The organism is Corallococcus sp. AS-1-6 (assembly GCF_020037015.1).
GTDB lineage: Bacteria > Myxococcota > Myxococcia > Myxococcales > Myxococcaceae > Corallococcus.
Map to the genome: position 1 here is coordinate 470,205 of NZ_JAIQDE010000002.1, position 25,486 is coordinate 495,690.

General features: G+C 70.0%; 24 protein-coding genes. 8 read left to right on the forward strand and 16 right to left on the reverse strand.

Features of this window, described 5'->3' with window-relative positions:
• Position 1: 1 nt before the first annotated feature.
• From hemC to K8612_RS04810, 4 genes are read right to left on the reverse strand one after another with little or no spacing between them, the layout of a single operon-like run.
• Complete coding sequence (gene hemC / locus K8612_RS04795; RefSeq protein ID WP_223744101.1) at positions 2 to 943, reverse strand: hydroxymethylbilane synthase; 942 nt, start codon at positions 941 to 943, stop codon at positions 2 to 4.
• The gene (gene hemA / locus K8612_RS04800) at positions 940 to 2,280 is read right to left on the reverse strand and encodes a glutamyl-tRNA reductase (RefSeq protein ID WP_223744102.1); all 1,341 of its coding nucleotides are present in this window, start codon (positions 2,278 to 2,280) and stop codon (positions 940 to 942) included. Before hemA ends, hemC begins: the two co-directional genes overlap by 4 nt.
• Before the next feature lie 2 nt (positions 2,281 to 2,282).
• Positions 2,283 to 3,095 carry an inner membrane protein YpjD gene (locus tag K8612_RS04805; RefSeq protein ID WP_223744103.1) on the reverse strand — a complete coding sequence of 271 codons (813 nt, stop codon included), beginning with the start codon at positions 3,093 to 3,095 and terminating at the stop codon, positions 2,283 to 2,285.
• Between the two features lie 55 nt (positions 3,096 to 3,150).
• A complete protein-coding gene (locus K8612_RS04810) occupies positions 3,151 to 3,513 on the reverse strand; it encodes a hypothetical protein (protein ID WP_223744104.1) in 363 nt (120 codons plus the stop codon).
• 174 nt (positions 3,514 to 3,687) lie between these two features.
• Here K8612_RS04810 and trxA point away from each other — a divergent pair, with 174 nt between their 5' ends.
• Positions 3,688 to 4,014: a thioredoxin gene (gene trxA, locus K8612_RS04815; protein WP_223744105.1), complete on the forward strand. Its 327-nt coding sequence runs from the start codon at positions 3,688 to 3,690 to the stop codon at positions 4,012 to 4,014.
• Between the two features lie 437 nt (positions 4,015 to 4,451).
• Complete coding sequence (locus tag K8612_RS04820) at positions 4,452 to 4,793, forward strand: hypothetical protein (RefSeq protein ID WP_120566465.1); 342 nt, start codon at positions 4,452 to 4,454, stop codon at positions 4,791 to 4,793.
• 18 nt (positions 4,794 to 4,811) lie between these two features.
• Here the strand turns inward: K8612_RS04820 and K8612_RS04825 are convergent, their stop codons facing one another.
• The 5 genes from K8612_RS04825 to mreC are packed head-to-tail and all read right to left on the reverse strand — an operon-like array spanning position 4,812 to position 10,033.
• Entirely contained in the window at positions 4,812 to 5,453 is a 642-nt protein-coding gene (locus K8612_RS04825; protein WP_370640006.1) for a PilZ domain-containing protein, read from the reverse strand.
• A gap of 24 nt (positions 5,454 to 5,477) precedes the next feature.
• Positions 5,478 to 6,605: a rod shape-determining protein RodA gene (gene rodA, locus K8612_RS04830; protein ID WP_223744122.1), complete on the reverse strand. Its 1,128-nt coding sequence runs from the start codon at positions 6,603 to 6,605 to the stop codon at positions 5,478 to 5,480.
• Positions 6,606 to 6,612: 7 nt separating this feature from the next.
• Complete coding sequence (gene mrdA, locus K8612_RS04835; RefSeq protein WP_223761388.1) at positions 6,613 to 8,673, reverse strand: penicillin-binding protein 2; 2,061 nt, start codon at positions 8,671 to 8,673, stop codon at positions 6,613 to 6,615.
• The gene (locus K8612_RS04840) at positions 8,670 to 9,170 is read right to left on the reverse strand and encodes a hypothetical protein (RefSeq protein ID WP_223744108.1); all 501 of its coding nucleotides are present in this window, start codon (positions 9,168 to 9,170) and stop codon (positions 8,670 to 8,672) included. Before K8612_RS04840 ends, mrdA begins: the two co-directional genes overlap by 4 nt.
• On the reverse strand, positions 9,167 to 10,033 hold the full coding sequence (mreC, locus tag K8612_RS04845; RefSeq protein ID WP_223744109.1) for a rod shape-determining protein MreC: 867 nt from the start codon (positions 10,031 to 10,033) through the stop codon (positions 9,167 to 9,169). The genes K8612_RS04840 and mreC overlap by 4 nt, the downstream gene beginning before the upstream one ends.
• 230 nt (positions 10,034 to 10,263) lie before the next feature.
• Here mreC and K8612_RS04850 point away from each other — a divergent pair, with 230 nt between their 5' ends.
• Positions 10,264 to 11,841 (forward strand): SurA N-terminal domain-containing protein, encoded by a 1,578-nt coding sequence (locus K8612_RS04850; protein ID WP_223761389.1) that lies wholly within the window; start codon positions 10,264 to 10,266, stop codon positions 11,839 to 11,841.
• On the opposite strand, the gene K8612_RS04855 is transcribed toward K8612_RS04850, so the two are convergent.
• Positions 11,842 to 12,942, reverse strand: coding sequence for a sensor domain-containing diguanylate cyclase (locus K8612_RS04855; protein WP_223761390.1), 1,101 nt, complete (start codon positions 12,940 to 12,942; stop codon positions 11,842 to 11,844).
• A 64-nt stretch (positions 12,943 to 13,006) separates the two neighbouring features.
• Here K8612_RS04855 and K8612_RS04860 point away from each other — a divergent pair, with 64 nt between their 5' ends.
• Entirely contained in the window at positions 13,007 to 13,600 is a 594-nt protein-coding gene (locus tag K8612_RS04860; protein WP_223761391.1) for a nucleoside triphosphate pyrophosphatase, read from the forward strand.
• Positions 13,597 to 14,265, forward strand: coding sequence for a YggS family pyridoxal phosphate-dependent enzyme (locus K8612_RS04865; protein ID WP_223744113.1), 669 nt, complete (start codon positions 13,597 to 13,599; stop codon positions 14,263 to 14,265). The genes K8612_RS04860 and K8612_RS04865 overlap by 4 nt, the downstream gene beginning before the upstream one ends.
• Before the next feature lie 7 nt (positions 14,266 to 14,272).
• Here K8612_RS04865 and K8612_RS04870 read toward each other — a convergent pair whose 3' ends face one another.
• On the reverse strand, positions 14,273 to 14,494 hold the full coding sequence (locus tag K8612_RS04870) for a hypothetical protein (RefSeq protein ID WP_223744114.1): 222 nt from the start codon (positions 14,492 to 14,494) through the stop codon (positions 14,273 to 14,275).
• Positions 14,495 to 14,787: 293 nt separating this feature from the next.
• Here K8612_RS04870 and K8612_RS04875 point away from each other — a divergent pair, with 293 nt between their 5' ends.
• Genes K8612_RS04875 through K8612_RS04885 form a run of 3 tightly spaced genes read left to right on the forward strand, consistent with a single transcriptional unit; the run spans position 14,788 to position 18,321 of the window.
• A complete protein-coding gene (locus K8612_RS04875; RefSeq protein WP_223744115.1) occupies positions 14,788 to 15,594 on the forward strand; it encodes a DUF3108 domain-containing protein in 807 nt (268 codons plus the stop codon).
• Positions 15,595 to 15,629: 35 nt separating this feature from the next.
• On the forward strand, positions 15,630 to 17,315 hold the full coding sequence (locus K8612_RS04880; RefSeq protein WP_223761392.1) for a DUF4091 domain-containing protein: 1,686 nt from the start codon (positions 15,630 to 15,632) through the stop codon (positions 17,313 to 17,315).
• A 25-nt stretch (positions 17,316 to 17,340) separates the two neighbouring features.
• A complete protein-coding gene (locus tag K8612_RS04885) occupies positions 17,341 to 18,321 on the forward strand; it encodes a DUF3108 domain-containing protein (RefSeq protein WP_223744117.1) in 981 nt (326 codons plus the stop codon).
• A 70-nt stretch (positions 18,322 to 18,391) separates the two neighbouring features.
• On the opposite strand, the gene K8612_RS04890 is transcribed toward K8612_RS04885, so the two are convergent.
• The 5 genes from K8612_RS04890 to uvrB form a co-directional block, all read right to left on the reverse strand.
• Positions 18,392 to 18,742: a hypothetical protein gene (locus tag K8612_RS04890; protein ID WP_223744118.1), complete on the reverse strand. Its 351-nt coding sequence runs from the start codon at positions 18,740 to 18,742 to the stop codon at positions 18,392 to 18,394.
• A 443-nt stretch (positions 18,743 to 19,185) separates the two neighbouring features.
• Complete coding sequence (locus K8612_RS04895) at positions 19,186 to 20,598, reverse strand: hypothetical protein (RefSeq protein ID WP_223761479.1); 1,413 nt, start codon at positions 20,596 to 20,598, stop codon at positions 19,186 to 19,188.
• A 61-nt stretch (positions 20,599 to 20,659) separates the two neighbouring features.
• Positions 20,660 to 21,178 (reverse strand): DUF507 family protein, encoded by a 519-nt coding sequence (locus K8612_RS04900; protein ID WP_014398200.1) that lies wholly within the window; start codon positions 21,176 to 21,178, stop codon positions 20,660 to 20,662.
• A gap of 138 nt (positions 21,179 to 21,316) precedes the next feature.
• Positions 21,317 to 23,257: an excinuclease ABC subunit UvrC gene (gene uvrC / locus K8612_RS04905; protein ID WP_223761393.1), complete on the reverse strand. Its 1,941-nt coding sequence runs from the start codon at positions 23,255 to 23,257 to the stop codon at positions 21,317 to 21,319.
• Between the two features lie 11 nt (positions 23,258 to 23,268).
• The gene (uvrB, locus tag K8612_RS04910) at positions 23,269 to 25,425 is read right to left on the reverse strand and encodes an excinuclease ABC subunit UvrB (protein WP_223761394.1); all 2,157 of its coding nucleotides are present in this window, start codon (positions 25,423 to 25,425) and stop codon (positions 23,269 to 23,271) included.
• Between the last annotated feature and the right edge of the window lie 61 nt (positions 25,426 to 25,486).

Here is a 25,486-nt window from a genome sequence, read left to right on the forward strand (position 1 = left end):
TCTAGGCGCGGGGCGCGCCTTCGCGGCGGCCGAAATCGCGCAGGATGTCTCCCGCCCCGCGCGACAGCAGCTCGTCCGCGAGCGCCTCGCCCAGCCGCTCCGCTTCCGGTACGGGGCCCTTCACCTCGCCCCGCACCACCAGCGAACCGTCCGGCCGGCCCACCAGGCCGCGCAGGTACACCTGGCCGTCCTCCACCGTGGCGTGGCCGGCCAGCGGCACGGTGCAGCCGCCCTCCAGCTTCGCCAGGAAGGCGCGCTCGGCCCGCACGGCGTTGCGCGTGGGGATGTCCTCCAGGGGAGAAAGCAGCGCGCGCACGTCCGCGTCCGCCTCGCGGCACTGGATGGCCAGCACGCCCTGCCCCACCGCCGGCAGGCTCTCCGCCACCGGCACCACCTGCGTGATGTGGTGGTCCAGGCCCAGGCGCTTGAGCCCCGCCGCCGCGAGCATGGCGCCCGAAAGCTCCAGGTCGCGCGTCTTCTGCAGGCGCGTCTGCACGTTGCCGCGCAGGGAGACGATCTCCAGGTCCGGCCGGCGCGCGCGCAGGATGCAGCTTCGCCTGAGCGACGACGTGCCCACCCTCGCGCCCGCGGGCAGCATCGCCAGCGTGTGCCCACCCGGGCTGCAGAACGCGTCGCGCGGGTCCTCGCGCACCGGCACCGCCGCCAGGATGAGCCCGTCCGGGAACACCGACGTCATGTCCTTGAGGCTGTGCACCGCCACGTCCGCGCGGCCATCCAGCAGGGCCTGCTCTATCTCCTTCACGAACAGGCCCTTGCCGCCCACCTGGGACAGCGGCGCGGACAGGAAGCGGTCCCCCTCCGTGGTCATCTTCACCAGGGTGACCTCCAGACCGGGGTGGTGCCGGGTGAGGAGCGAGGCCACGTGGTTCGCCTGCCACAGCGCCAGCGGGCTCTCCCGCGTCGCGATGCGCACCGTCTTCATCGCCGGCTCCCGTTGGCCACCACGGTGTTGCGCGCCTCCTGCGGGGGCGCGGCGGGGTCCTCCGGAGTGATGGCGGCGGCCTCCGCCTCCGTGAGGCCGAACAGCTCCGCGGCGGCGCCGGCCAGCCGGTTGCCCTCGCCCTGGGGACCCACGGCGCGCAGGCGCGCGGTGGGCTCATGCAACAGTTTGTTCACGATGGCTCGCCCCATGGCTTCAATGCTCTTCTTCTGCTTGTCGGTGAGCCCGTCGCCCAGGCCCAGCAGCGTGCGCTCCACCTCCGCGCGGGCGATGGCCTCCGCGCGCTGACGCAGGCGCGCCAGCACGGGCATCCCGTCGCGCAGCGCGCGCTCCCGGGCGAAGCGCGCCACCTCCTGCGCCACCAGCCCGCCCGCCTTGTGCGCTTCCTCCGCGCGCGCGGCGGTGTTGTCCGCGACGAACTTCTGGATGTCATCCACGTCGTACGCGTGCACCCAGTCCAGCGTCCCCACCGCCGGGTCGATGTCTCGCGGCACCGCCAGGTCCACCATGAACAGCGGCCGTCCCTTGCGCGCCTTGCCCAGCGCCCCCACGTTGTCGCGCGTGAAGAGGGGCACCGGCGACGCGGTGCTCGTCACCACCACGTCCGCGCCAGCGAGCAGCGTGAAGAGCTCCTCGAAGGGCTTCGCCACGCCGCCCACCTCCGCCACCAGTGCCTCCGCGCGGGCGAGCGTGCGGTTGGTCACGAGGAGCTTCCCGGCGCCCGCGTTCTTCAGGTGCCGCGCCGCCAATTCCCCCATCTCTCCCGCGCCGACCACCAGGACGGTCTTGTCCTTGAGCCCGTCGAACACCTTGCTCGCGAGCTGCACGGCCGCGGACGCCATGGACGTCGCCGCGCGCCCCACCGCCGTCTCCGTGCGCACGCGCTTGGCGCAGCCGAACGCCGCCGCGCACGCGCGCGTCAATTCCCCGCGCACCGCGCCCGCGCCCTGGCCGCGCTCGAACGCGTCCTTCACCTGCCCCAATATCTGCGCCTCGCCCAGCACCATGGAGTCCAGGCTGGACGCCACGCGGAACAGGTGCACGAGCGCCGCCTCGCCCTGGTGCTCGTACAGGTGCTCCAGCGCCTCCGCGCCGCCCAGCGAGTGCAGCGCCTCCCGCGCGCGCTCCCGCGCCAGGTCCGCGCTGGGGGCCGCCAGGTACACCTCCACGCGGTTGCACGTGGACACCCAGAGCGCCTCCACGGGCGCCTGCGCCAGCCGCTGCAACACTTCCGTCTGCCGGGCTTCCGGCAATGCCAGCCGCTCCCGGACCCCCAGGGGCGCGGTGCGGTGTGACACGCCAATACAGATGAATTCCATGGCTACGGCATCCCCGGGCCAGCGGCGGACAGGTCGTAGGACGACAGGAAGGAGACCAGCACCAGGCAGAAGCCGGCCATGGTGAGCAGCGCCACCCGCCGGCCGCGCCAGCCGGCGAAGATGCGCGCGTTGACGAGCGCGGCGAAGACGCCCCAGGCGACGAACGTCGCCACGTGCTTGGCTTCCAGCGCCCAGGTGAGCCCCCGCAGGGTGGTGGTGAACAGGGCGCCGGTCGCCAGCGTGAGCGACAGCGCGATGAAGCCCCACACCACGAGCCGCCGGTTGAGCGTGTCCAGGAACTCCAGGGACGGCAGCCGGGAGAAGAGCAGCCCGAAGTGCTTGGCCTTCACCTCCCGCTCCATCAGCAGGTACATCACCCCCACCCCCGCCGCGACGCCGAAGGCCGTCAGGCCGAGCAGCGCGATGGTGACGTGCACCGGCAACAGCGGCTGGCGCACCGCCTCCGGCAGCGGCGTGGACCCGCCGTGCAGCAGCATGCCGATGAGCAGCACCGCCACCGCCAGCGGCGTGAGGAACGCGCCGATGACGGGCTTGCGGTAGCGCACGTCCAGCGCCAGGAACAGCGCCAGCAGCAGGAAGGCGAAGGTGGACATGCCCTGCGCGGGGCCCACCAGCCGGCCCCCCTGCGCGCCCAGCATCTGCATGAGCGCAACGCAATGCATCAGCAGCCCGGCCCCCACCAGCACCCGGCCGGTGACGGCGAGCACCTGGGACTGGCGGACCAGGAAGGCGAGGTAGACGAGCGCGGCCAGGCCGTAGGCGTGGCAGGCGAGCGAGACGAGCGTATGGCTCATGGCGGCAGGCTCATAACCCCGGCCGAGGAGGCATTCACTCCTGCCCCGGCCCTTTTTACATCTTGTTGAGAATGAAGGCCGCCAGCAGGTCGGTCTCCGAATTGGGCTTGCGCTCGGGGGCGGGTGCCCCCACCTCCGCGACATAACCCGGAACCACCTCGTAGGCGGAGTCCCCGACCAGGATGGAGTCGGCCATCTGTTCAGCCCCCAGGCGGCCGAGCTGCTCCTCGGTCTTCACCCGGGATACCAGTTGGTGCGTGTCCTCCCCGGACACCAACTGCACCACGTGGACGGCGGGTGTGAGCGGCCAGGCGCTCCCACCCTCGGCGGCGACCACCAGGCGGCCTTCGCGCAGGTCTGCTTTGTCCGCCAGTGCCCACTCCTCGAGCTGGGCCTGGGACAGGAAGAGCTTCGTCACGCCGGGCAGCCTACACCACCCTCATCCCCGGCGGGCCCGGAAATGGGGTGCAACCCCCGGGCAGATGCGGCATCCGTTCCACCAGAGCGGCCCGGCATTCCCGCCCCCTTGGGCGCCCGCCGGGCGCGAAGCTCAGGACGTACCCCATTCAAGCAGCAGACACGAGGTGACGACATGGCTGGCGACGTGATCAACATCGGTGATTCGGACTTCCAGAAGCAGGTCCTGGATTCGCAACAACCCGTGCTCGTGGACTTCTGGGCCACCTGGTGCGCCCCCTGCCGCGCGATCGCGCCCTCCGTCGAGGCGCTGTCCGCCCAGTACAAGGGCCAGGTGACGTTCGCGAAGATGGACATCGACGCGAACCAGGACACGCCCCAGAAGTATGGCATCCGCTCCATCCCCACCCTGTTGCTCTTCAAGGGCGGCAAGGTCGTGGACCAGATTGTCGGCGCGGTGCCCAAGTCGCGCATCGAGGAAGTGGTCCGGAAGAATCTCTGAGCCCGTGTGTTCCCGGGGACGGGCCCGCTTCACCCACCGTCCCCGCCGTCCCCTCCCACCCGTGGCGCCCCTGGCCTTCACCGCCAGGACTGGCGCCCGGTGAGAGGGGACGCCGTGGCCGCGCTCCCAACCAGACACCCGGGCGTGACACGGCCAACGGTTCGATATGTCTGTAGAAAGACAACTCACCGCAACGGTAAGGGCTTTCACGTACCGGGGGACGGACGCGCCCTGACGCAGACGTTTCTCTGCCCTTGAGACAAACGCCCTCCTGGGACAGCCGGACGATCCTCCCGTCGTGTTTTGTTCAACAGACATTGAAATTGCATTACGAGTCAAACACGACCCCAACATGTCTTGTTGACAGAGTTCGCCACAACAGACACAAGTCGCGAGTACACGCCTGTCTTGATTGGCGAGTTTCTACAGGAGTTTTCATGGCACGCCTTCGCAAAGAATTGACCTCGCAAGCACCGTTGACCCCTGCCCTGACGTCATGGGCGGAGGCCCTGGGTGATGCCATCGGCCGCGGCATGCTGCGCGCGCTGAACACGGGAATGCCGGGCATGGGCGCCGTCGCGGCGTCGCCGGGCAATGGCGCGGTGATGGCGGGTCGCCGCCGCGGCCGTCCCCCCAAGACGGTGGCGGGCGGGCCGGTGCCCATGGACCGCCGCTGCACGGTGAGCGGTTGCACGCGCGAGCAGCGCTCCAAGGGTCTGTGTTCCGCGCACTACCAGGCCGAGCGCCGCAGGCAGATCGCCACCGGCAAGCCGGCCTGAGCTTCACACGCCGGGGCCCTACTCGCCGCGCCAGGGGTCTCCGGGCGTGGTGGCCTTGAGCAGCTCCCAGGCCGCCATCACGTCGATGACCCGCTCCAGCTCATTGGGCAGGGAGCGGGCGCGCTGGGACTTGAGGTAGTCCTCCGTGAAGGCTCTCAGGCGCATGCCCAGGAAGAGCCGGGCGAGCGCCACCTCCGTCTGACCGGAGAAGTCCAGGAAGCGCAGGGCGAACCCGCTGCGGCCCTGGTCCTCCGGGCCCCGCTCCTCCCGCACGATTTCCGCGCGAGCCTCCACGGGGGAGGCGCCCTCCTCCAGCGCGAAGCGCGTGCGCACCACCGTGCCCATGGGCAGGAAGAAGGTGCTCGCGAGGAAGGCCCCGCTGACGCTCACGTTCACGGACGTGAGCCCGGCGGAGAAGCGCCGCCCGCCCGCGCCGTCCTCCACCCAGAGGTCGAAGTGCGTGGCCAACTGCGCGCGCGGGAAGTGCCGGTGCTCCGGCTCCCCCTGGTTCATTTCAATGCGGGGCGCGGCACCGGGCGCGGGGACGGGCACGCCGCGCGAAGCGCCCACCGGCGGAACGAACGGCCGGGGTGCCTGCGTGTCCTCCGGCCCGCGGACCGCCGTGCCGGCCTTCCCCGTCGTCACACCCTTCCTCTGCACCACCATCGGAAGCCTCCGCGGCCGTCAGAACATGTGACGGCGCATGCTGATGTTCACCAGCAGCCCGATGCACAACATCACCGACAGCATCGAGGAGCCGCCGTAGCTCATGAGGGGCAGCGTGATGCCCGTCACCGGCAACAGGCCAATGACCATGCCGATGTTTTCGAACACCTGCCAGAAAAGTGTGGCCACCACCCCTACGGCAACGAACGCTCCAAAACGGTCTCGTGCGTTGAATCCCACGCCCAACCCGAGAATGAAGATGCCGCCGTAGAGCACGAGCAACAGGAGACAGGAGAAGAAGCCGTGCTCCTCGGCCCACACGGAGAAGATGAAATCCGTGTGCTGTTCCGGCAGGAAACGCAGGCCTGTCTGGGTTCCCTCACGCCAGCCCTTGCCGGTGAGGCCCCCGGAGCCCACGGCGATCTTGGATTGGGCGGCGTGATAGCCGCTGCCGCGCAGGTCCGCTTCCGGGTCCAACCACCCGGAGATGCGCTGGCTCTGGTGTTTCTTCAGGTAGTGGCGCACGACGGTGGTGCGCGGCTCGGGCATCTCCCGGACGTAGTCGTTCCAGATGATGAGGCCGCCCACCAGCACGCCCGCCACGATGGTGGCGGCCAGGTACCAGCGCACCTTGCCGAAGAGGATGACGGTGCCGGAGGACAGGAAGATCATCAGCGCGGTGCCCAGGTCCGGCTGCACCAGCACCAGCGTGAAGGGCACCATCACCACCAGCACCGGCTTCCACAACCGGACGAGCCCGTAGGACGGCTGATTGGGCTGGAAGTCGTCGTGGTAGACCTTGGCCAGCATCAGCACCACGCCAATCTTCATGAACTCCGCGGGCTGCAGGCGGAACGGGCCAATGACGAACCAGCTCTCCGCGCCCTTCGCCGTGTGCCCCACCAGCCGCAGCGCCAGGAGCGCCAGGATGTTGAGCACGTAGATGGGGAAGGCCATCCGCTGAATCCAGCGGTAGTCCACCAGGCACACCATCAGGACGGCGCCCAGGCCCACGCCCAGGTAGAGCGCCTGGCTGGTCCACACCGGCGCCATGGGGGGGCGGGACGCGGACGCCAGGTTCCAGATGCCCAGCGCGCACACGCCCAGCACGCACACGATGAGCCCCCACGGCACGTGGGGCATCATCCGGCGCTCAATCCGCAGTTGCACTGTCGTCTCCGGTTTCCGAGGGCGGCTGGATGGGCTCTCCCGGCAGGTTCACGCGCGGCGGGGGCACCACGGCGCGGGTGAGCGCCGCTTCATCCAGGCTGGGCGCCGGCGGCAGGGAAGGCGTGTAGGGCTGGTTGGCGCGGGGCGGCGGTGACGTGGCGTCCTGCGCCTTCAACTCGAAGTACTTCTTCATCACGGCCAGCGCCGTGGGCGCCGCGTCCACGCCGCCGTGGCCGCCGTGCTCGTTGAGCACCACCACGGCCAGCTCCGGCTTGTCCGCGGGCGCGAAGCCGGCGAACCACGCGTGGTCGCGCTCGAAGTAGCTCATCTGGTGCGTCTTCAGGCGCACGGTGCCAATGCGCGCCACCTGCGCGGTGCCCGTCTTGGCCGCCACCAGGAAGTCCGCGGGCAGGCCCGACTTGAGCTTCGCGCGGTACGCCGTGCCGCCGGGCTCCTGCGCCACCGCCTCCAGGCCCTCCACGATGGCCTTCAGGTGCGCGGGGTTGATGTCCACCTTGGACACCACCTCCGGCTTGAACTCCTCCATCACCTGCCCGTCCAGGTTCTCCAGCCGCTGCACCATCTGCGGCTTGTAGAGCTTCCCGCCGTTGGCCACGGCCGCGTACACCAGCGCCAGTTGCAGGGGCGTCACGTTGTCGTCGCCCTGCCCGATGGCGCTGTTGAGCGCCATGCCCTTGGTGTAGCCGCCCGGCGAGGCTTTGTCGTGGTACGCGCTGGACGGCATGATGCCCGGCACCTCCGCCACCACGCCGATGCCGGTGGGGCGGCCCAGGCCCAGCGACTTGCCCATCTCCGCGATGGGGTCCAGGCCGATGGTGTCCGCCACCTTGTAGAACCACGCGTCGCACGACGCCTTCATGGCGCCCCGGCCGTCCAGCGGCCCGTGGCCGCTGTCCTTGTGGCAGCGCCACACGCGCGCGCCCAGCCGGTAGCCGCCGGAGCAGTGCACCACCGTCTCCGGCCGGAACGCGCCGGACTTGAACGCCGCCAACTGCGTCACGACCTTGAATGTGGAGCCCGGGCTGTAGTGCTCGGCGGCCACGCGGTTGATCATCGGGTGGAGCGGATCTCTTGCCAGCGTGGCCATCTGCGACGGCGTCACGCGGCCCGTGAGGAGGTTGGGGTCGAAGCCGGGGCGGGACACCAGCGCCTTGATGAAGCCGGTGTTCACGTCGATGGCCACCACCGCGCCCGTCACGCCCGGGAACGCGCGCTCCGCCTCCTCCTGCAGGCGCATGTCGATGGAGAGCACCACGTTGCTGCCGGCCGTGGGAGGGATGACGGCGTTCTCCCCCAGCTTGTCGTTGAGCTCCTCAATCGTCTGGCCGCGCGCGTTCACCACTTCCTTGCGCACGCCGTCCTGCCCGCGCAGCTTGGACTCGAAGTAGCGCTCCAGGCCGCGCCGGCCGATGTAGTCCCCCAGCGCGTACTTCGCGCCGTCCCCGTTGAGGCGCTCCAGCTCCTCCTGGGTGATTTCGTTCATGTAGCCCAGCACGTGCGACAGCACCGTGTCCGCGCGGTAGTTGCGGTGCGGCACGGGCACCACCTCCACGCCATCCAGGATGTCGCGCCGGGCGTTGAGCCGGTCGTACTCGTCGCGCGTCAGGTCCACGCGCACCGGCACCGGCTGGAAGGGCGCGTTGCGGCGGCTGGCGCGCACCAGGTCTTCAATCTTCTTGCGCTGCTCGGGGTCCCACTGGAGCAGCTCGCCCAGGCGCGGAATCACCTGCTCGAAGCAGTCCGTGCAGAAGGCGGGCGTGACGAAGGCGTCGAAAGACGGGCGGCTGTCCACCAGGATGGTGCCGCGCGCGTCCTTGATGACGCCGCGGTCGGCGCGCAGGCGCACCTCCTTGACGAAGTTCGCCACGCTCTTGGCGGCGTACTCCTCATGGCGGATGAGCTGGAGCCGGTAGAGCTGGATGGCCAGCGCCACCAGGCCCAGCGACATGGCCAGGCCCAGCCACAGGAAGCGGCGCTTCAGGTCCCGGCCCGGGGTGGTGTTGCCAATGGTCGGAGGCGTCAACGGAGCAACCCCGCCGGGCGCTCCTGCGCCACTTCAAACCGCTTGAACACCGGGAAGAGCAGCAGCGCCGCCACGCCCGTGAGCGCCAACTGCACCGGCATTCCGGAGAGCAGCGGCGCCGTGGAGCCGTCCTTCACCGTGAGCCAGGTGAAGAACGTGGACAGGAGGCCGTGCCCCAGGTCCGCGCCCATGGCGAACAGCGCGAAGGCCACGGGCCCCCGGACATCCACGAAGGACGCCACCAGCCGGCCCACCAGGAAGGTGAACACCGCCAGGAAGGTGAAGAGGCCCGTGGGCTGGCCGCTCATCAGGTCCAGGAGGTAGCCCACCGCGAAGGCGGAGCACGCCCCTTCCGTGAGGCTCGCGCGCAGCGCCAGGAAGGCCACCAGCACCACTGTGACGTCCACGCGGCCCAGCACCAGCCCCGCCTGCTGGACGAACACGGACTCCAGCGTGAGCAGCACCAACGCCAGGATGACGGTCACCAGGAACTTCATTTCTGCGCGCCCTCCGCGGAGGCCCCGCCGGTGGCGGTCATCTCACTGTATGGACTGCCCACCACCAGGACCTCCTCCAGCCGGCTGGTGTCCACCGCGGGCGTGATGTCCGCGCCCTGGAACATGCCGTGCTCCTTCTTCTCCAACTGCGTCACCCGCCCCACCACCAGCCCCGGCGGATAGATGCCGTCCGTGCCGGAGGTGATGATGAGGTCGCCGTCCTCCACGTCCTCCGTGCGCAGCATGTTCTCCAGCGTCAGGGGGCCGTTGCCCGCGCCCGCCGCCGTGCCGCGCGCCCGCGAGCGCTGCACCCGCACCGCCACCCGGCTCTGCGGATCCGTCACCAGCGCCACGTCCGCGTAGCCGCCCGTGGACCGGATGACCTGCCCGACGATGCCGTCCGGCGTCACCACCGACATGCCCCGGAACACGCCGTCCTTCTCCCCGCTGCTGATCCGCACCGACAGGAGCTTCGCCACCGGGTTGACGCCCACCACCCGCGCCGGAATCTCCGGCCCGGGCACGGCCTCCGCGTACGCCAGCAGCTTGCGCAGCCGCCCGTTCTCCGAGCGCGCCTCGCCCAGGGCCTGCACCGTCGCCCGGAGCTGCAGGTTCTCCAGCCGCAACGCGTCATTGTCCTGACGGACGCCGCGCAGATCCAGGTAGTTGCGCACGGCGGCCACGGCGCCGTCGATGCCAGCGGTGAGCCCCTGCTGCACGGGGGCCGTGAGCGCGATGACGCCCCGGTCGACGAAGTTCGGGTCGCGGCCGCGCCGCCCGCCCAGCAGGAAGGCGCCGAGCGGGTACAAGAGGAGGGCGGCCACGAGGAGGAAGCGGCGGTACCGCTTGAGAAGAGACAGCACGGACGGGGGCTTTCCCGGGGTGGGCGAAGGACGCGGGTGGAAGGGGGAGAGGGGCGGGCTAAGCTGGCTGAATCGCTTGCATTTTCCGGTCTGTTGTCCTAGGCAGTCAAGGCCCGGATGAGGGGGTGTTGACACTCATGCATCCCCACCGGCCGGGCTACCAACAACACGGCGCCGCGAGACCTTCCGCAAGGTGATTCGCGGGCGCTTCCGACCGTGAAGTGACGACAATGGACGGTTTGAATCCCCGGAAGGTCTTCTCCCTCCTGTTCATCATCGGCATCGCCGTGGTGTTCACGCTCCAGTTCGGCCCTGGCAGCAACGGGTTCGCGGACACGGGCAGCCAGGCGCCCACCGCCGGCGCGGTCGCCACGGTGAACGGCAAGGAGATCCCTGTTCGCGACTTCAGCATGGCCTGGTCGCGGCAGATGAACTTCCTGCGCTCGCAGGGCAACCCCATTCCGGAATCGGTGGCCCGCCAGTTCGGCCTGGACAAGCAGGTGCTCGACCGGCTGGTGAACGCGGAGCTGCTCGCCCAGTCGGCGGAGCGCCACGGCATCACCCCCTCGGACGAGGAGCTGCGCAAGGTCATCCACGAGAACACCGACTTCCACACCAAGGAGGGCGCGTTCGACTTCGCCCGCTACCAGCAGGTGCTGCGCGACTTCTACCGCCGCACGCCGCAGGAGTACGAGCAGGAGCTGCGCCGCCAGATGGCCGCCCAGAAGATGCTGGACGTGGTGCGCACGGGCGCCGTGGTGTCGGACGACGAGGTCCGCGCCCGCTACGAGAAGGAAGGCAACCAGGCGAAGCTGGTGTTCGCCCGCTTCCTGCCCACGATGTACGCGGACAAGGTCCCCGCGCCCACGCCCGCGAAGCTCGCGGAGTTCCAGAAGACGCACGAGAAGGAGATCGCCGACTATTACGCGGCGAACAGCTTCGTCTACAACGTGCCGGAGCGGATCCGCGCCCGTCAGATCCTGGTGAAGGTTGCCCCGGACGCCACGCCCGAGCAGAAGGCCCAGGCGAAGGCGAAGGCGGAGGGCCTGCGCAAGGAGCTGGAGGGCGGCAAGGACTTCGCCACGCTGGCCCGCGCGAGCAGCGACGACGACGCCACCAAGGCCAAGGGCGGCGAGCTGGGCTGGGTGGAGCGCACCACGTGGGACCCGGCGCTGGCCGACGCGGCGTTCGCGCTCAAGGCCGGGGAAGTGACGCAGCCGGTGGAGTCCGCGCTGGGCGTGCACCTGGTGAAGGTGGAGGAGAAGAAGGAGGCCCAGGCCCGGAAGCTGGAGGACGTGAAGGGCGAGATCGCCACCACCCTCTTCAAGCAGGAAGAGGCCAAGGGGCTGGCGAAGGCGGAGGCCGAGAAGGCCCTGGCGGCGGCGAAGGCCGGCAAGTCCCTGAAGGAGCAGTTCCCGGTGCCCGCCGGTCAGCAGCCCGCGCTGCTGCGCTTCGAGGCGGAGACGAAGCCGGAGGCCGTGGAGACGGACAGCTTCACCGCGCAGGGTGACTCCGTGCCGCACCTGGGTCCGGCGCCGGGCCTGGTGAAGGCCACCTTCGAGGCCAACGGCCCGGCGGTGCTGGGCGAGGTCTTCACCGTGGGCGAGGCGAACATCGTCGCGCAGGTGGTGGAGCGCGAGAAGCCGGACACCGCGGGCTTCGACAAGCGCAAGGACGAGCTGCGCACCCAGGCCCGTCAGGCCAAGCAGATTGAGTTGACGGAGTCCTTCCTCAAGTCGCTCAAGAAGAGCGGCAACGTCGTCACCAACACCGAGGCCATCGACTCGGTGCTGGGCTCCGCGGGGTAGTCACCCGCCGGAGCGGGCGTAGGGGACCTCCTGCGGGGTCCCCTCCGTCGACGGGGCCTCGGCGACCGCGATGCGGTCCCGGCCCCGGCCCTTGGCCGCGTACATGGCGAAGTCCGCCGCGCGGATGAGGTCGGTGGCGGTGGTGGCATGCCTTGGGAAGGAGGCCACCCCGACGCTCGCGGTGAGCGCCACGTCCAGCCCCTGCTCGCGCAGGAAGCGCTGGGCGCGGAACGCCTCGCAGATGCGCTGGGCGATGACCTGGGCCCCCTCCGTGTCCGTCTCAATCAACATCACCGCGAACTCGTCGCCGCCGTAGCGGAAGACGGCGTCCAGGTTGTGGCGGCCCAGGCTGATGAGCAGGTCCCCCACCTCCTTGAGCGTGGCGCTGCCCACCAGGTGCCCGTGCCGGTCGTTGATGGACTTGAAGTGGTCCAGGTCCAGGAACACGAGCGACAGCGGGTGGCGGAAGCGCGCCGAGCGCTTCACCTCCTGCTCCAACTGCGCGCGCAGGTGCCGCGCGTTGAAGCAGCCGGTGTGCTCGTCCGTGATGGTGAGCTCCTGGACGCGGCGGAAGTTGCGCGCGTTCTCGATGGCGATGGCCGCGTAGTCCGCGATGGCGGACAGGGCGGTGAGGTCGTCATGCGTGAAGCCGGGCTCCGCGGGCCCGTTGACCAGCTCAATCACGCCCAGCACGCGCTCGCGCGCCACCAGGGGTACGGCGAGCAGCGAGCGGGTGTGGAAGGCGGAGGCCTCGTCGAAGCGGGGCGCGAAGCTGGAGTCTCCGGCCACGTCGTGGACGAGCCGCGCGACGCCGGAGGAGAACACCGCCCCGGCGATGCCCTCGCCCGGGTTGAGCTGGAGGGCCTTGAGCGCCTCCGCGCCCTCGCCCACGGCGATTTCGAAGTAGAGCTTTCCGCTGCGCTCGTCCTGGAGGATGAGCGACCAGTTGCGCGGCTTGAGCAGCGCGCTGACCTTCTGCATCACCAGCGCGAGCACTTCGCGCAGCTCCAGCGTGGAGGTCAGCGCCTTGGCCATCTCGTTGTAGGCGGCCAGTTGCTCCACTGTCCGCTTCATGGCCGACAGGAGGTCCGCGGGGTTCATCGAGGTGCCCTCTGGAGCGCAAGTCTGCTAAGGCCCGCGAGCGCGAAACCTTCCGCACCCGCCCATGGATCCAACCGCTCGCTTCGTTCTCGCCTCCGCATCGCCCCGGCGCAAGGATTTATTGGCCCAGTTGGGCCTTCGCTTCACCGTGGCGGCGGCGGATATCGATGAAACGCCGGTGGCCGGAGAAATTGCGCCGGACTACGTGCTCCGGCTGGCTGTGGAGAAGGCCCGCACGGTCGCCACCCGACACCCGGACGCGTGGGTGCTGGCCGCGGACACCACCGTGGCCCTGGGGTCGGAGCTGCTCGGCAAGCCCCGGGACGCGGAGGAGGCGCGGCGGATGATCGCCCGGCTGTCCGGCCGGGTCCACGAGGTCTTCACCGGCATCGCGGTGGCGGGCCGCGCCCGGGAGGCCCAGGTGGTGCGCACGCAGGTGACCTTCCGCGCGCTCTCTCCGGAGGAGATCGCCTGGTACGCGGACACCGGCGAGCCCCTGGACAAGGCGGGCGCCTACGCCATCCAGGGCAAGGGCGGCTTCCTGGTGCAGGGCATCGAGGGCAGCCACTCCAACGTCGTGGGCCTGCCCCTGGGAGAGACGCTGGCGCTGCTGGGGCGCGTGGGCATGCCGCTGCCCTGGACGGAGGCTCGGCCATGAGCAGCGTGGCGGACAACCTGGCGCGGGTGCGCGAGCGCGTGGCGAAGGCCTGCGCGAGCGCGGGGCGGCCGGAGTCGTCGGTGACGCTGGTGGCCGTGTCCAAGCTCAAGCCGGCGGCGCTCATCCGCGAGGCGTACGCCGCGGGACAGCGCGACTTCGGGGAGAACTACGCCCAGGAGCTGCGGGACAAGGCCGAGGAGCTCAAGGACCTGGACGGCCTGCGCTGGCACGCCATCGGGTCGCTGCAGACGAACAAGGTGAAGTACGTGGCCCGCGTCGCGCACGCCTTCCACGCGCTGGAGCGGCTGGACGTCGCCACGGAGCTGTCCAAGCGCAGGGCGGGCACCCCTGCCCTGCCCTGCTACGTGGAGCTCAACCTGGGCGGCGAGGACACCAAGCACGGCCTCGCCCCGGACGCGCTGGGCGGCTTCCTGTCCCAGGTGCGCGAGCTGCCGAACCTCCAGGTGGTGGGGCTGATGGCGCTGCCGCCGCCCACGGACGACGTGGCGCGGATGCGCGAGGGCTTCGCCCGGCTGCGAGAGCTGGCGCGGGCCCATGCGCTGACGGCCCTGTCCATGGGCACCACGCACGACTTCGAGCAGGCCATCCTGGAAGGCGCCACCGTCGTGCGCGTGGGCACCGCCATCTTCGGCGAGCGCGCCTGAAGCCCGCTCACAGCTCGCGGAACCGCAGCCGCCCCTCCTGGTTGACGAGCGCCTTGAACTCGCAGCCACAGTAGTTGCAGCGCACCTCGTCCCCGTCGGTGAACGTGTCGTCCACGGGGTTGTTGGCGTTGCAGCCGGGGCAGTCGAACTCCTTGAAGATACGGCTGCCGGCGCCGGCGCCCGATTCCTTGGCGAAGTCGTCGTCGTCGAAATGGAAGTCGTTGGCCATGGGCCCGGACGCTAGCACCGGGCATGGCGTCCGGGGGTGCCCTGCCGGGCATCCAGGCAGGCTCGCCGGACTGTCCGCCATTTGTCAGCGGCCCTTGCGGGCGTGTACCCCTGCGGACCGCCATTTCCGTCACCTGTCAGTCTTTCCCTGGCGCGTCTGGAGGGCGGCCGGACGGCTTTGAATGCTGTCCCACGGCCGTCCGTCCTGGAAATGTCCGGTGGCGGGGGCGGTTGCGCAGCACGGCTGGCCAGGGCGGGCCGGCCACCTAGCTTGCAAGCAAGGGAGCACACCCGATGCGCGGTCTGTCCAGGTGGGGGTTCACGGCGGCGGTGGTGGGACTCATGGGGTCCACGCTGGCGCATGCCCAGGAGCCCACCGGCGCGGCGTTCGGCCCGGGTGAGCAGGCCCAGTACCGGGTGCGCTACCTGGGGCTGACGGCCGGCACGGCGACGGTGACGGTGGGCGCGCCCATGACGCAGTGGGGCCAGAGCGTGTGGCCCATCGTGTCCACGGCGAAGTCGGACGACCTGGTGGGCGTCTATCCCATCAAGAGCCGCTTCGTGACGTACTGGGACGCGGGCGCCCGGCGGGTGACGGGCAGCGACCTGCACTCGGAGGAGAACCGCAAGCGCCGCCGCCAGCGCATCCAGTTGTCGGCGGACGGGGCGGGCGCGAAGGTCATCAAGCAGAAGGAGAGCGACCCGCCGCGCGAGTCCGAGCACACGCTGCCCGAGGGCACCCTGGACGTGGCGGGCGCGACGTTCGCGCTGCGCGGCCAGGAGCTGGTGGTGGGCCGCTCCTATGCGTACCCGGTGTTCACCGGCAGCAAGCAGTTCACCATGAGCGCCACGGTGGAGGGCCGCGAGACGGTGACGACGCCCGCGGGGGCGCGGGACGCCTGGCGCGTGCGCGTGCACACCGACTTCGGCGGCAAGCTGGAATCCAAGCGCGACATGGTGGCGTACCTCAGCGCGGATGCGCATCAGGTGCCGGTGCGAATCGAAGCGGACTTCGCGCTGGGCACCGTCGTGGCGGAGCTGACGGACTACAAGCCGGGCCGCGTGGTGGCGGTGGCCCGGGCGGACAACTCGGGCGACTGAGCAGGTCGTCCGCCAACCAGGGGAAGGCAGGGGGCATGGGCGTGGGTTGGGCATGGGCAGTGGCGGCGGCGCTTTCCGCCGCGCCGGGCGGCGTGCAGGTCGTGTCGCCGCTGGTGAAGGTGCGGCCGGACGCGACGCCGAAGGGCGCGAAGGAGGCCCGCCTCAGCGCGGCCCGGGGTGAATGCGAGGGCACGCAGTTGGTGCTCCCCCAGGGCGTGACGCGCGTGACGATGAAGCCCCTGGCCCTCAAGGGGCCGGGCGCGCCGCTCACCGCGGACGCATGGCGCGAGGCCTACCTGGACGTGAAGACGCCCTCCAACGGCGAGGGCAGGCCGGGCCTGTGGCCCGACGCGCTGGTGCCCCTGTCGGCGCCCGCCAATCCCAGACATCCGACGGTCGTCTACGTGGAGGTCTGCGTCCCGGCGAAGCAGGCCCCGGGCACCTATACGGGGGTCCTGAGCGCGGCGGTGGACGGGAAGGAGCTGCCGGCCGTTCCCTTCAGCGTGGAGGTGCAGCCCTTCGGCATCCCCGCGACGTCGTCCCTGCCCAACAGCTTCGGCATCTCGCTGTACAGCATCGCGAAGGGGCACGGCCTCCCGGCGGAGTCGCCGGAGGCGAAGGCGCTCCTGCGCGAGTACGGCAAGGCGCTGCTGGAGCACCGCGTGAGCGCGCACGGCATGGGCATGGACCCGCCGCCGGTGAAGTTCCAGGACGGCCGCGCGGTGCTGGACTGGACCGCGTACGACGCGGAGATGACGCCCTTCCTGGACGGGAGCGTGCTGCCCTCCGGCGCGCGCTTCACCACGGCGGACGTGCGTGACAACCGCAAGGCCTCCACGGACGCGGAGAAGTCCGCGTACTACCGCGCCTTCCAGAAGCACTTCGCGGACAAGGGCTGGAAGGCGCAGCTCTTCTTCTACGCCAAGGACGAACCGAAGCCCGCGGACTTCCCGCTGGTGAAGGCGCAGTCCCAGCGCGTGCGCGACGCGGGGGCGGACATCCCGGTGCTCGTCACCACGGCGTTGAACCCGGCGCTGCTGGGCTCCGTGGACATCCTCACGCCCATCATCAACTGCTTCTACCCGCGCGAGGGGCCCCAGACGTGCCACAACGTGGCCAACGCCGCGACCGCGCGCGCGCGGCTGACGTCGCGCGCGAAGGTGTGGTGGTACCAGAGCTGTATGTCCCATGGCTGCACGGGCGGCCCGCCCGGGGACAAGGCGCTGGACAAGGCGTACAGCGACTGGGCCTCGTACATGGTGGACCACCCCGCCCCGCTCAACCGCGCCATGGGCCCGCTGGCCTTCGAGAGCGGCGTGGACGGCGAGCTCTATTTCGACACCGTGTTCGCCTACAACACGAAGAAGGATGTCTGGGCGGACCTCTTCGAGTTCGGCGGCAACGGCGACGGCACCCTCTTCTACCCGGGCACGCCCGCGAAGCTGGGCGGCACGGAGCACCAACCCGTGGTGTCCCTGCGGCTGAAACACATCCGTGACGGCCTGGAGGACTACGAATACCTGCGCCTGCTCACGTCGCTGGGCGACGGCGCCTTCGCGAAGACGGCGGCGAAGCGGCTGGCGAAGTCCGGGTACGAAATCTCCCGGGACCCGGCGGAGTGGGAAGCGGTGCGCAAGGAAATGACCGAGCGCATCGTGAAGCGGCAATCGGCTGAACAAGCGAAGCGCTCCGGACGTCGGACTTCCGGGGGAACCCCGTAGTCACTCCCCCCTGGGAGGAAGCAGAATGAAACCCATGCGCACCCTCGTCGCGGCCTGCCTCGCCTTCAGCGCCCTTGGCGCCATCCCGGGTCAGGCCCAGGAGGCCCAGCCCCGCCCGTTCAACCTCCTGAGCCCCGCCAGGCTCCCGGCGCCGGCGGATCCCGCCGACCCGGCGAAGCCCGCGGCGACTCCCGAGAACACCGGCGACGCGTCCTCCACCCCGGCCCCCGACGAGCCCGTCGTCGCGGTGAAGCCGTGTGAGCAGGGCCTGCCGGTGCTGCGCACGCCGCTGGCCTTCAAGCCCGGGGAGCTGCTCGAGTTCGACATGGACGCCATGGGCGCGAAGGCGGGCAAGCTCACCATGCGCGTGCAGCGCCCCGCCAACGGCTCGCTGCCGGTGGTGGTGGAGGCGCAGACGAACACGCTCTTCTCCAAGGTGCGCCGGGTGCGCGGCAGCGCGACCAGCTACCTGAACCCCAAGACGCTGCGCCCCTCGCGCTACAGCGAGGAGGCCGTGGAGAACGAGCAGCGCCGCAAGGTGAACGTGGACTTCGGCGCGCAGGACAAGAGCGTCAAGGTGGACTACCAGATTGGAGACCGCCCCAAGGGCCACTTCGACTACGCCTACGACAAGGACGGCCTGGACGTCGCGGGCGCCATCTACCTCATCCGCCAGTTGCCCCTGAAGAAGGACCTGCCGGTGTGCTTCGACGTGTACGGCATCCGCCGCATGTGGCGCATGACGGCCACCGTGGTGGAGCGCGAGCACGTGTCGCTGCCCCTGGGCGAGTTCGACGCCTGGCACCTGGCCGGCACCGCCGTGCGCCTGGACCGGCCGTCGCAGACGCGCGACGTGCACGTGTGGATCACCGACGACGACCGCCGCCTCCCGCTGGCCGCCGTGGGCGCCATCGACCTGGGCGCGGTGCGGCTGACGCTGTCCGGCGTGAAGCGCCCCGGTGAGAAGCCCCTGGAGGCGCAGGGCAAGGAAGACCTCAAGTGGTGATGCGCGGTTGAGACTCCGCGCCGGGAGGCGCGCTCGGTGCGCGTCCTCCCGCGCGAGGGAGCGCCCGGCCTCAGCCGTGGCGGATCATCCCGGCGGCCTGCGACAGGCGGCGGCGCAGTTGCGTCACCACCTCGTTCAGGTCCTCCAGGCGCTGGAGCACGTGCAGGTTCTCGCCCGCGTTCATCAGGGCGACCGGCGTCAGCGTCTCGCGGTGGAGGGCCAGGAGCAGGTCGTAGAAGTGCGCCTGCACGTCGCCCAGGGCATCCAGGCCTTCGCGGAGGTCGTCCTCTACGAAGTCCAGGAGGACGGTGGCGTCCTCACGCGCAGGCAGCGTCCGGGCCAGACGCTCCACCGCCCCGCGGACGGGGTCGGTACGGCGCAACATCGCGGGGGTGGCGAGGGCTGCGACGGGAGGGGCCATGCCTAGGACGCTACAGGCCCGTAGCGTCCGGTCAATTTTCCCAACCCCCGCCCGCCGGTGCGAAGGGCCGCCCCGCCAGAGGCGCAGGTCGCGAACCTGTCCGACTGTCGGACAGGTTCTCGCCATGCCGGGCCGGCAGGTGCAGCCCATGTGGTCTGGCCTTCCCCGTGGCCGCCGGGGCGAAGGGCCGCCCCGCCAGAGGCGCAGGTCGCGAACCTGTCCGACTGTCGGACAGGTTCTCGCCAAGCCGGGCCGGCAGGTGCAGCCCTTGAGGTCTGGCCTTCCCCCCGCCCGCCGGTGCGGAGGGCCACCCCGCCAGAGGTACGCGTCGCGGACCTGTCCGACTGTCGGACAGGTTCTCGCCAAGCCGGGCCGGCAGGAGGAGCCCAGGACGCATGGCGCCGCGCCCATCACGGGCAGGGAGCGGCGGCGCGGGGCCCCCTTCAGCGCGCGGGCCCCGCGGCACCGCCTGGCGCGGCCACGGGAGCCGTGGCGGGCGCGGCGTTGGCCGGGGCCGGGGTGGCCGGCAACGCGATGCCCGGCGAGGAATTGAGCGGCGCGGGCGTGCCCACCAACGGCGTGGGCGTGCTGGTGTTGAGCGGCGCGGGCGTGCCCACGATGGGCGAGGCCGGCGTGCCGGAGGACTGCGACAGCGGCGGCACCGTGGAGGGGATGCCCGGGCTCACCTGGGTGGTCCCCACGAAGGTGTTGAAGTCCGGCGCGGACACCTGCGGCGCGGTGAAGCCCCCCACGGACACGCCCGCCACCGTCGGCGGCGTGGCGAACGTCCCCTGCCCCACCGTGGCCGTGGAGCCCGGCGACACGCCCGACACCACCGGGGGCGGATTGGTGGGCGCCGAGGGCGCGAACGAACCGCTGAATGTCTCAGGCCCCGCTGAAGGCAGCGCGGGCGCCGAGGGCAGGATGACCGTCGTCGTCCCGGCCGCGCCCGCCCCCCGGGACACCGCGCCGGTCGCCGGCCCCGCCGTGGTCGCGACGCCCGTTGTCCCCGCCGTGCCGCTGCCTCCCGTGCCCTGCGAGAAGCGCGGCGCGGGCATGGGCGCCACCGCCGCCGGGAACGCCGTGGGCGACACCGGCGTCAATACCGCGAGCGACGAGGGCAGATCCCCCGTCGTGGGCACCACCTCCACCGACGGCACCCGCGTCCCCTCCACCTCGATGGAGACGTTGTCGAAGAGGAACTGGATGAACCCGCGCGGCTCCGCTTGCGGCGGCAGGTTCCACACCACCACGACCACCTCCGCGTCCCCGGGCCGCGCTTCGCGCAACAGCCGCTTCGTGTCGTCGTCCGCGTACGTGCCCGCGTCCAAGGCCGCCGCGTGCACCAGCGCCGAGTCCGTCAACAGCGCCCCGTTGCGCCACACGCTGCCAATGCCCCAGACGGCCATCGCCGCGTGCGCGCGCGTGGTGGCACGCCAGCCAATGCCTGTCTCACCGTAGATGGGCGTGCCCATCAGCACCCCGCCCTCGATGAGGTGCGGCGGCGGTGGAGGGAGCGGCCCGGCGGGCGCTGGCGACATCGCCTGGGCTGGCGGGAAGCCCGCCTGCGTCAGCTCCACGCGGTACTCGGCGCCACCCACGCGCAGGCTCGCGGAGAGCCGCGCCTTGTCGCCGAAGGTCGCGCTCGACACCCCGACCCGGTCCTGCACGGAGAGCGATACCTGCCCCGTACCGCGCTCGGTCAGGTCACCGAATGGAAGCGAACCCTGGAAGAAGTAACCGTCCGGCTGCTCGGTCCTCGCGCTGGCCTCCCGGCCCTCGAACGTGACCCCTTCGCCCCCTGGCGCCGCCGCCAGGACACCGGACAGCAAGATGCTCGTGATTGGACCCGCCATCGACGCTGCCTCCCTTGAAGTTGAAGGTAGGCAGCGGAGCGGGCCGTGGCACGCCCCGGGACTAAATCAGACCGCGGGCGCGGCGGATCTGCTCGACCGTCTTGTTGTACTCGATGTCGAAGGCGCTCGTGCCTTCCTGCAGGTGCTTCAGCCGCGAGCGGGCCTCCCGGTCGATCTCGTCGTCGACGTCCAGGTGCTTCTTCATGCCCTGGAACATCTTCTGACGCAGCACGTTGTCGGGGGAGTAGACCTCCTCGACGTTCCGGCTGATGAGGAGGAACTCAATCATCTGGTTGATGACGTACTCGATGCCCTCGTCCCCCATCTTGAAGCCGCGCACGTCCGCCATCTCGCGCTTCACCTGGTTGAACTTGGAGTAGTCATATCCCCGACGCTCCAGGGCCTCGCGCGTCGCCTGGTTCACACGCTCTTCGTTGGCGAGGTACTCGCGCATGATGGCGGAGAGATCCATCTCGGCGTCGGCCACGCGCATCGGCTCCACCTCGATGTCCCCGTCCTGCATGAGCTGCTGAATGGCCTCGCGCGAGATGATCGGGATCACCTTCGGATACAGCCTCATGTCGGTCCCTCGTCCTCTTCAAACGTGCTCGGATCTTCAACCGCTATAAATCAGCGCCGAGCATGGTCGCAATGAAAAACCCTAGGAACGTCGCGGGTTCCAGCGGCCAGTCCCCCCGGCGTCCGAAGCGGAACTTAATCATGCCGCACCGGGTGGCGACCCTCCATCCGCTTTTTCATGCACGGGTTCGGAAGCGTCATCCAGGGACGCCTCGCGCACGGGGTCCTCGGTGTCGTCCTCGGGGTCGCCATGAAGGCCCGCGTGGACGCGCTCGGCCATCGCCGGGCCCACGACCTCGGTCAGCTCCTCGATGCTGGCCTCCCCCACCCGCTTGAGGGAACCGAAGTGGCGCAGCAACATCTTCCGCCGGCCTTCGCCCACGCCGGGAATGTCCTCCAGCGCCGAGCGCAAGGAACTCTTGCGCATGGATTTGCCCTGGAAGGTGATGGCGAAGCGGTGGGCTTCGTCCCGCATGCGCGTGAGCATGAACATTTCCGCGGAGTTCTGCGGCAGGACGATGGGGTCCTTGCGGCCCAGGACGAAGACGCGCTCCGGGCTCCTGGCGCTCTCCGCGTCCCGGTCGAAGACGTCCTGGTCGCGGCTCTTGGCCAGGCCCACCACGTCCACGCCCTCCACGCCCAGGTCCTTCATGGCCGCGTGCGCGCTGGCGAGTTGGCCCTTGCCGCCGTCGATGACGAGCAGGTCCGGCAGGTCGTGGTCCTCCAGGCCGCGCTTGAGCCGGCGGGTGATGACCTCGTACATGCTGGCGAAGTCGTCCTGCTTCTCCACCGTCTTGATCTTGTATTTGCGGTAGCGCGACTTGTCCGTCTCCCCGTCCGTCACGGCCACCTGGGACGCCACGATGGAGGAGCTCTGGAAGTGGGAGATGTCGTAGCACTCCATGCGGCGCGGGAAGTTGCGCAGGCCCAGCTTGGACTGGAGCCGTGACAGGACCGTGTCCGTTTCGTCCTTGGTGCGCTTTCGCTCCACGAACGCCTGCTCCGCGTTCTTCACCGCCATGTTCACCAGCTCATGCTTCTCCCCGCGCTTGGGGACGAAGACGCGCACGCGCTCGCCCTTGCGCTCCGTGAGCAGGGCCTCCAGGCCGTCCGTGCCGTCGCCGGGCTCCAGGGGCAGGAGGACCTCCTCCGGCACGAAGCCGCCCTGGTCGTAGTAGAGGTTCACGAACGAGGCGAGCAGCTCGTCGTCCGGGAACTCCTGGCTGCCGAAGGGGAAGGCCTGGCCGCCGTTGAGCCGGCCCTGCCGCACGTGCAGCACGTAGAACAGGATGCGGTCGCCCTCGCGGTACAGGGCGAACACGTCCTGGTCCTTGAAGTCCGTGGTGGCCACCTTCTGGCGCTCCAGGCTGCGCTCGATGGCGAGCAACTGGTCGCGCACCCGCGCGGCCTCCTCGAACTTCAGCTCCATGGACGCGCGCTTCATCCGCGCGCGCAGCCCTTCGATGAGCTGCCCCGCCTTGCCCTCCAGGAACATGGCCACCTCGTCCACGCTCTTGCGGTAGTCCTCCGGGGGCACGGGGTGGACGCACGGGGCCGGGCACCGTCCAATCTGGTACAGCAGGCACGGCCGCTTGCGGTTGGCGAGCACGTGGTCCGTGCAGGTGCGCAGGCGGAAGAAGCGGTTGATGAGGCGCAGCGTTTCGCGGATGGCGCCCGCGCTGGAGTACGGGCCGAAGTAGCGCGCGCCGTCCTTCTCGTACTTGCGCACCACCTCCAGCCGGGGGAACGGCTGGGTGCGGTCCAGGCGCAGGGAGATGAACTGCTTGTCGTCCTTGAGCAGGACGTTGAAGCGCGGCTTGTGCTTCTTGATCAGCTCGTTCTCGAGAAGGAGCGCCTCCTTCTCGTTGTGGACGAGCACCGTCTCCAGGTCGCCCAGCATCGTGTCCAGGAGCGACACGAAGACGCGGGTGTCTCCGGAGCGGTTGAAGTAGCTGCGCACGCGGCTGCGCAGGTTGATGGCCTTGCCCACGTAGATGATGGTCCCGCGCTTGTCCTTCATCAGGTACACGCCGGGCTCGGTGGGCAGCGCGTCCAGCTTCTCCTGCAGCCGGATGTCCATGGCGAAGGCCCCTAGTTCTTGCGCGAACGCGACCGGGCCGCGGGCTTCGCCGCCCCAGAGGAACCGCTGCCAGACGGGGACGGACGCCCCCGCCCGCGCCCCTTCTTCGGCGTGGTGCCGGGCTGGTCCACGGCCTTGGCCGGCGCGCGCAGGAGCGAACGCGAGGCGGGCTTGAGCCCCAGGTCCATGTCCTTGAGCAGTTGGACGCGGTCGCGGAACTCGGCGGCCTTCTCGAACTGCATCTCGTCCGCGGCCTTGAGCATGTCGGCGGTGAACTCCCCGATGAGGCGCTTGATCTCCTTGGGCTCCAGGAGGTCGTTCTCCCCTTCCGCCGCCATGGGCAGCGCGCCCGCGCCCGCGTCGTAGTCCGGGATGTTCTCCGTGAAGTCGGAGATGTTGCTCTTCACCGTGCGCGGCGTGATGCCGTGCTCCTGGTTGTATGCGCGCTGGATGTCGCGGCGGCGCGCCGTCTCCTCCATGGCGCGCTTCATGGAGTCGGTCATCTGATCCGAATACATGATGACGCGCCCGTTCACGTTGCGCGCCGCGCGGCCAATGGTCTGGATGAGCGACACGTGGCTGCGCAGGAAGCCCTCCTTGTCGGCGTCCAGGATGGCCACGAGCGACACCTCCGGGATGTCCAGGCCCTCACGCAGCAGGTTGATGCCCACGAGCACGTCGAACTCACCCCGGCGCAGGTCGCGGATGATGGCCATGCGCTGGATGGCGTCGATGTCCGAGTGCAGGTAGCGGACCTTCACGCCCACGTCGCTGTAGTACTCGGTGAGGTCCTCCGCCATGCGCTTGGTGAGCGTCGTCACGAGCACGCGCTCGTTGCGCGACACGCGCACGCGGACCTCTTCCAGCAGGTCATCCACCTGGTTGCCCGCGGGGCGCGTCTCCACCTCCGGGTCGGTCAGGCCGGTGGGGCGGATGATCTGCTCCACCACCACGCCCTTGGACTTCTGCAGCTCGTACTCGGCGGGGGTCGCGGAGACGAAGACAGCCTGGGGGACCATCTCCTCGAACTCGGTGAACTTCAGCGGCCGGTTGTCCAGGGCGCTGGGCATGCGGAAGCCGAAGTTGACCAGCGTCTCCTTGCGGGCGCGGTCGCCGCGGTACATGGCGCCAATCTGGGACACCGTCTGGTGGCTCTCGTCGATGAGGACCAGCAGGTCGCGCGGGAAGTAGTCGATGAGGCACGGGGCCGGCTCTCCCGGCGCGCGTCCGGTGAAGTGGCGCGAGTAGTTCTCGATGCCGTTGCAGTAGCCGACCTGTTCGATCATCTCCAGGTCGAACATGGTGCGCTGCTCCAGCCGCTGCGCCTCCAGCAGCTTGCCCTCCGCCTTGAACTTCTGGAGCTGTTCGGCCAGCTCCTCGCGGATGGTGCGCATGGCGTTCTGGCGCGCGTCCGCGCCAGCGACATAGTGGCTGGCGGGGAAGATGACGATCTTCTCCAACTGGCCCAGCGTCTGGCCGCGCAGCGGGTCGAACTCGGTGATGCGCTCCACCTCGTCGCCAAAGAAGCTGACGCGCACGGCGCGCTCTTCCTCGTAGGCGGGGAACACCTCCACGGTGTCGCCGCGGGCGCGGAAGGTGCCGCGGTGGAAGTCCAGGTCGTTGCGCTCGTACTGGGCCTCCACCAGCTTGCGCATGAAGCCGTCGCGGCCCATCTCCTCGCCCACGGCGGCGCGGATGGCCAGGTCCACGTAGCTGCGCGCGGCGCCCAGGCCGTAGATGCAGGACACGCTGGCCACGATGATGACGTCGTTGCGGGTGCGCAGGCTGTGCGTCGCCGAGTGGCGCATCCGCTCGATGTTGTCGTTGATGGACGAGTCCTTCTCGATGAAGGTGTCCGTCGACGGGACGTAGGCCTCGGGCTGGTAGTAGTCGTAGTACGAGACGAAGTACTCGACGGCGTTGTTCGGGAAGAGCGCCTTGAACTCGCCGTAGAGCTGCGCGGCCAGCGTCTTGTTGTGCGCGATGACCAGCGCCGGCCGTTTCACGTTGGCGATGAGGTTCGCCATCGTGAACGTCTTCCCCGAGCCGGTGACGCCCAGGAGGGTCTGGTAGCGGTCGCCGCGAAGCAGGCCCTCGGTCAGCTCCCCAATGGCCCTTGGCTGGTCGCCCTGCGGCTTGTGCTCACTGACGATTTCGAAGTCCGGCATGGAGGACAGATCTAACATCCCCGCTGCCTGTGTACTGAACCTTCGTGCACGTCCGTCCGGC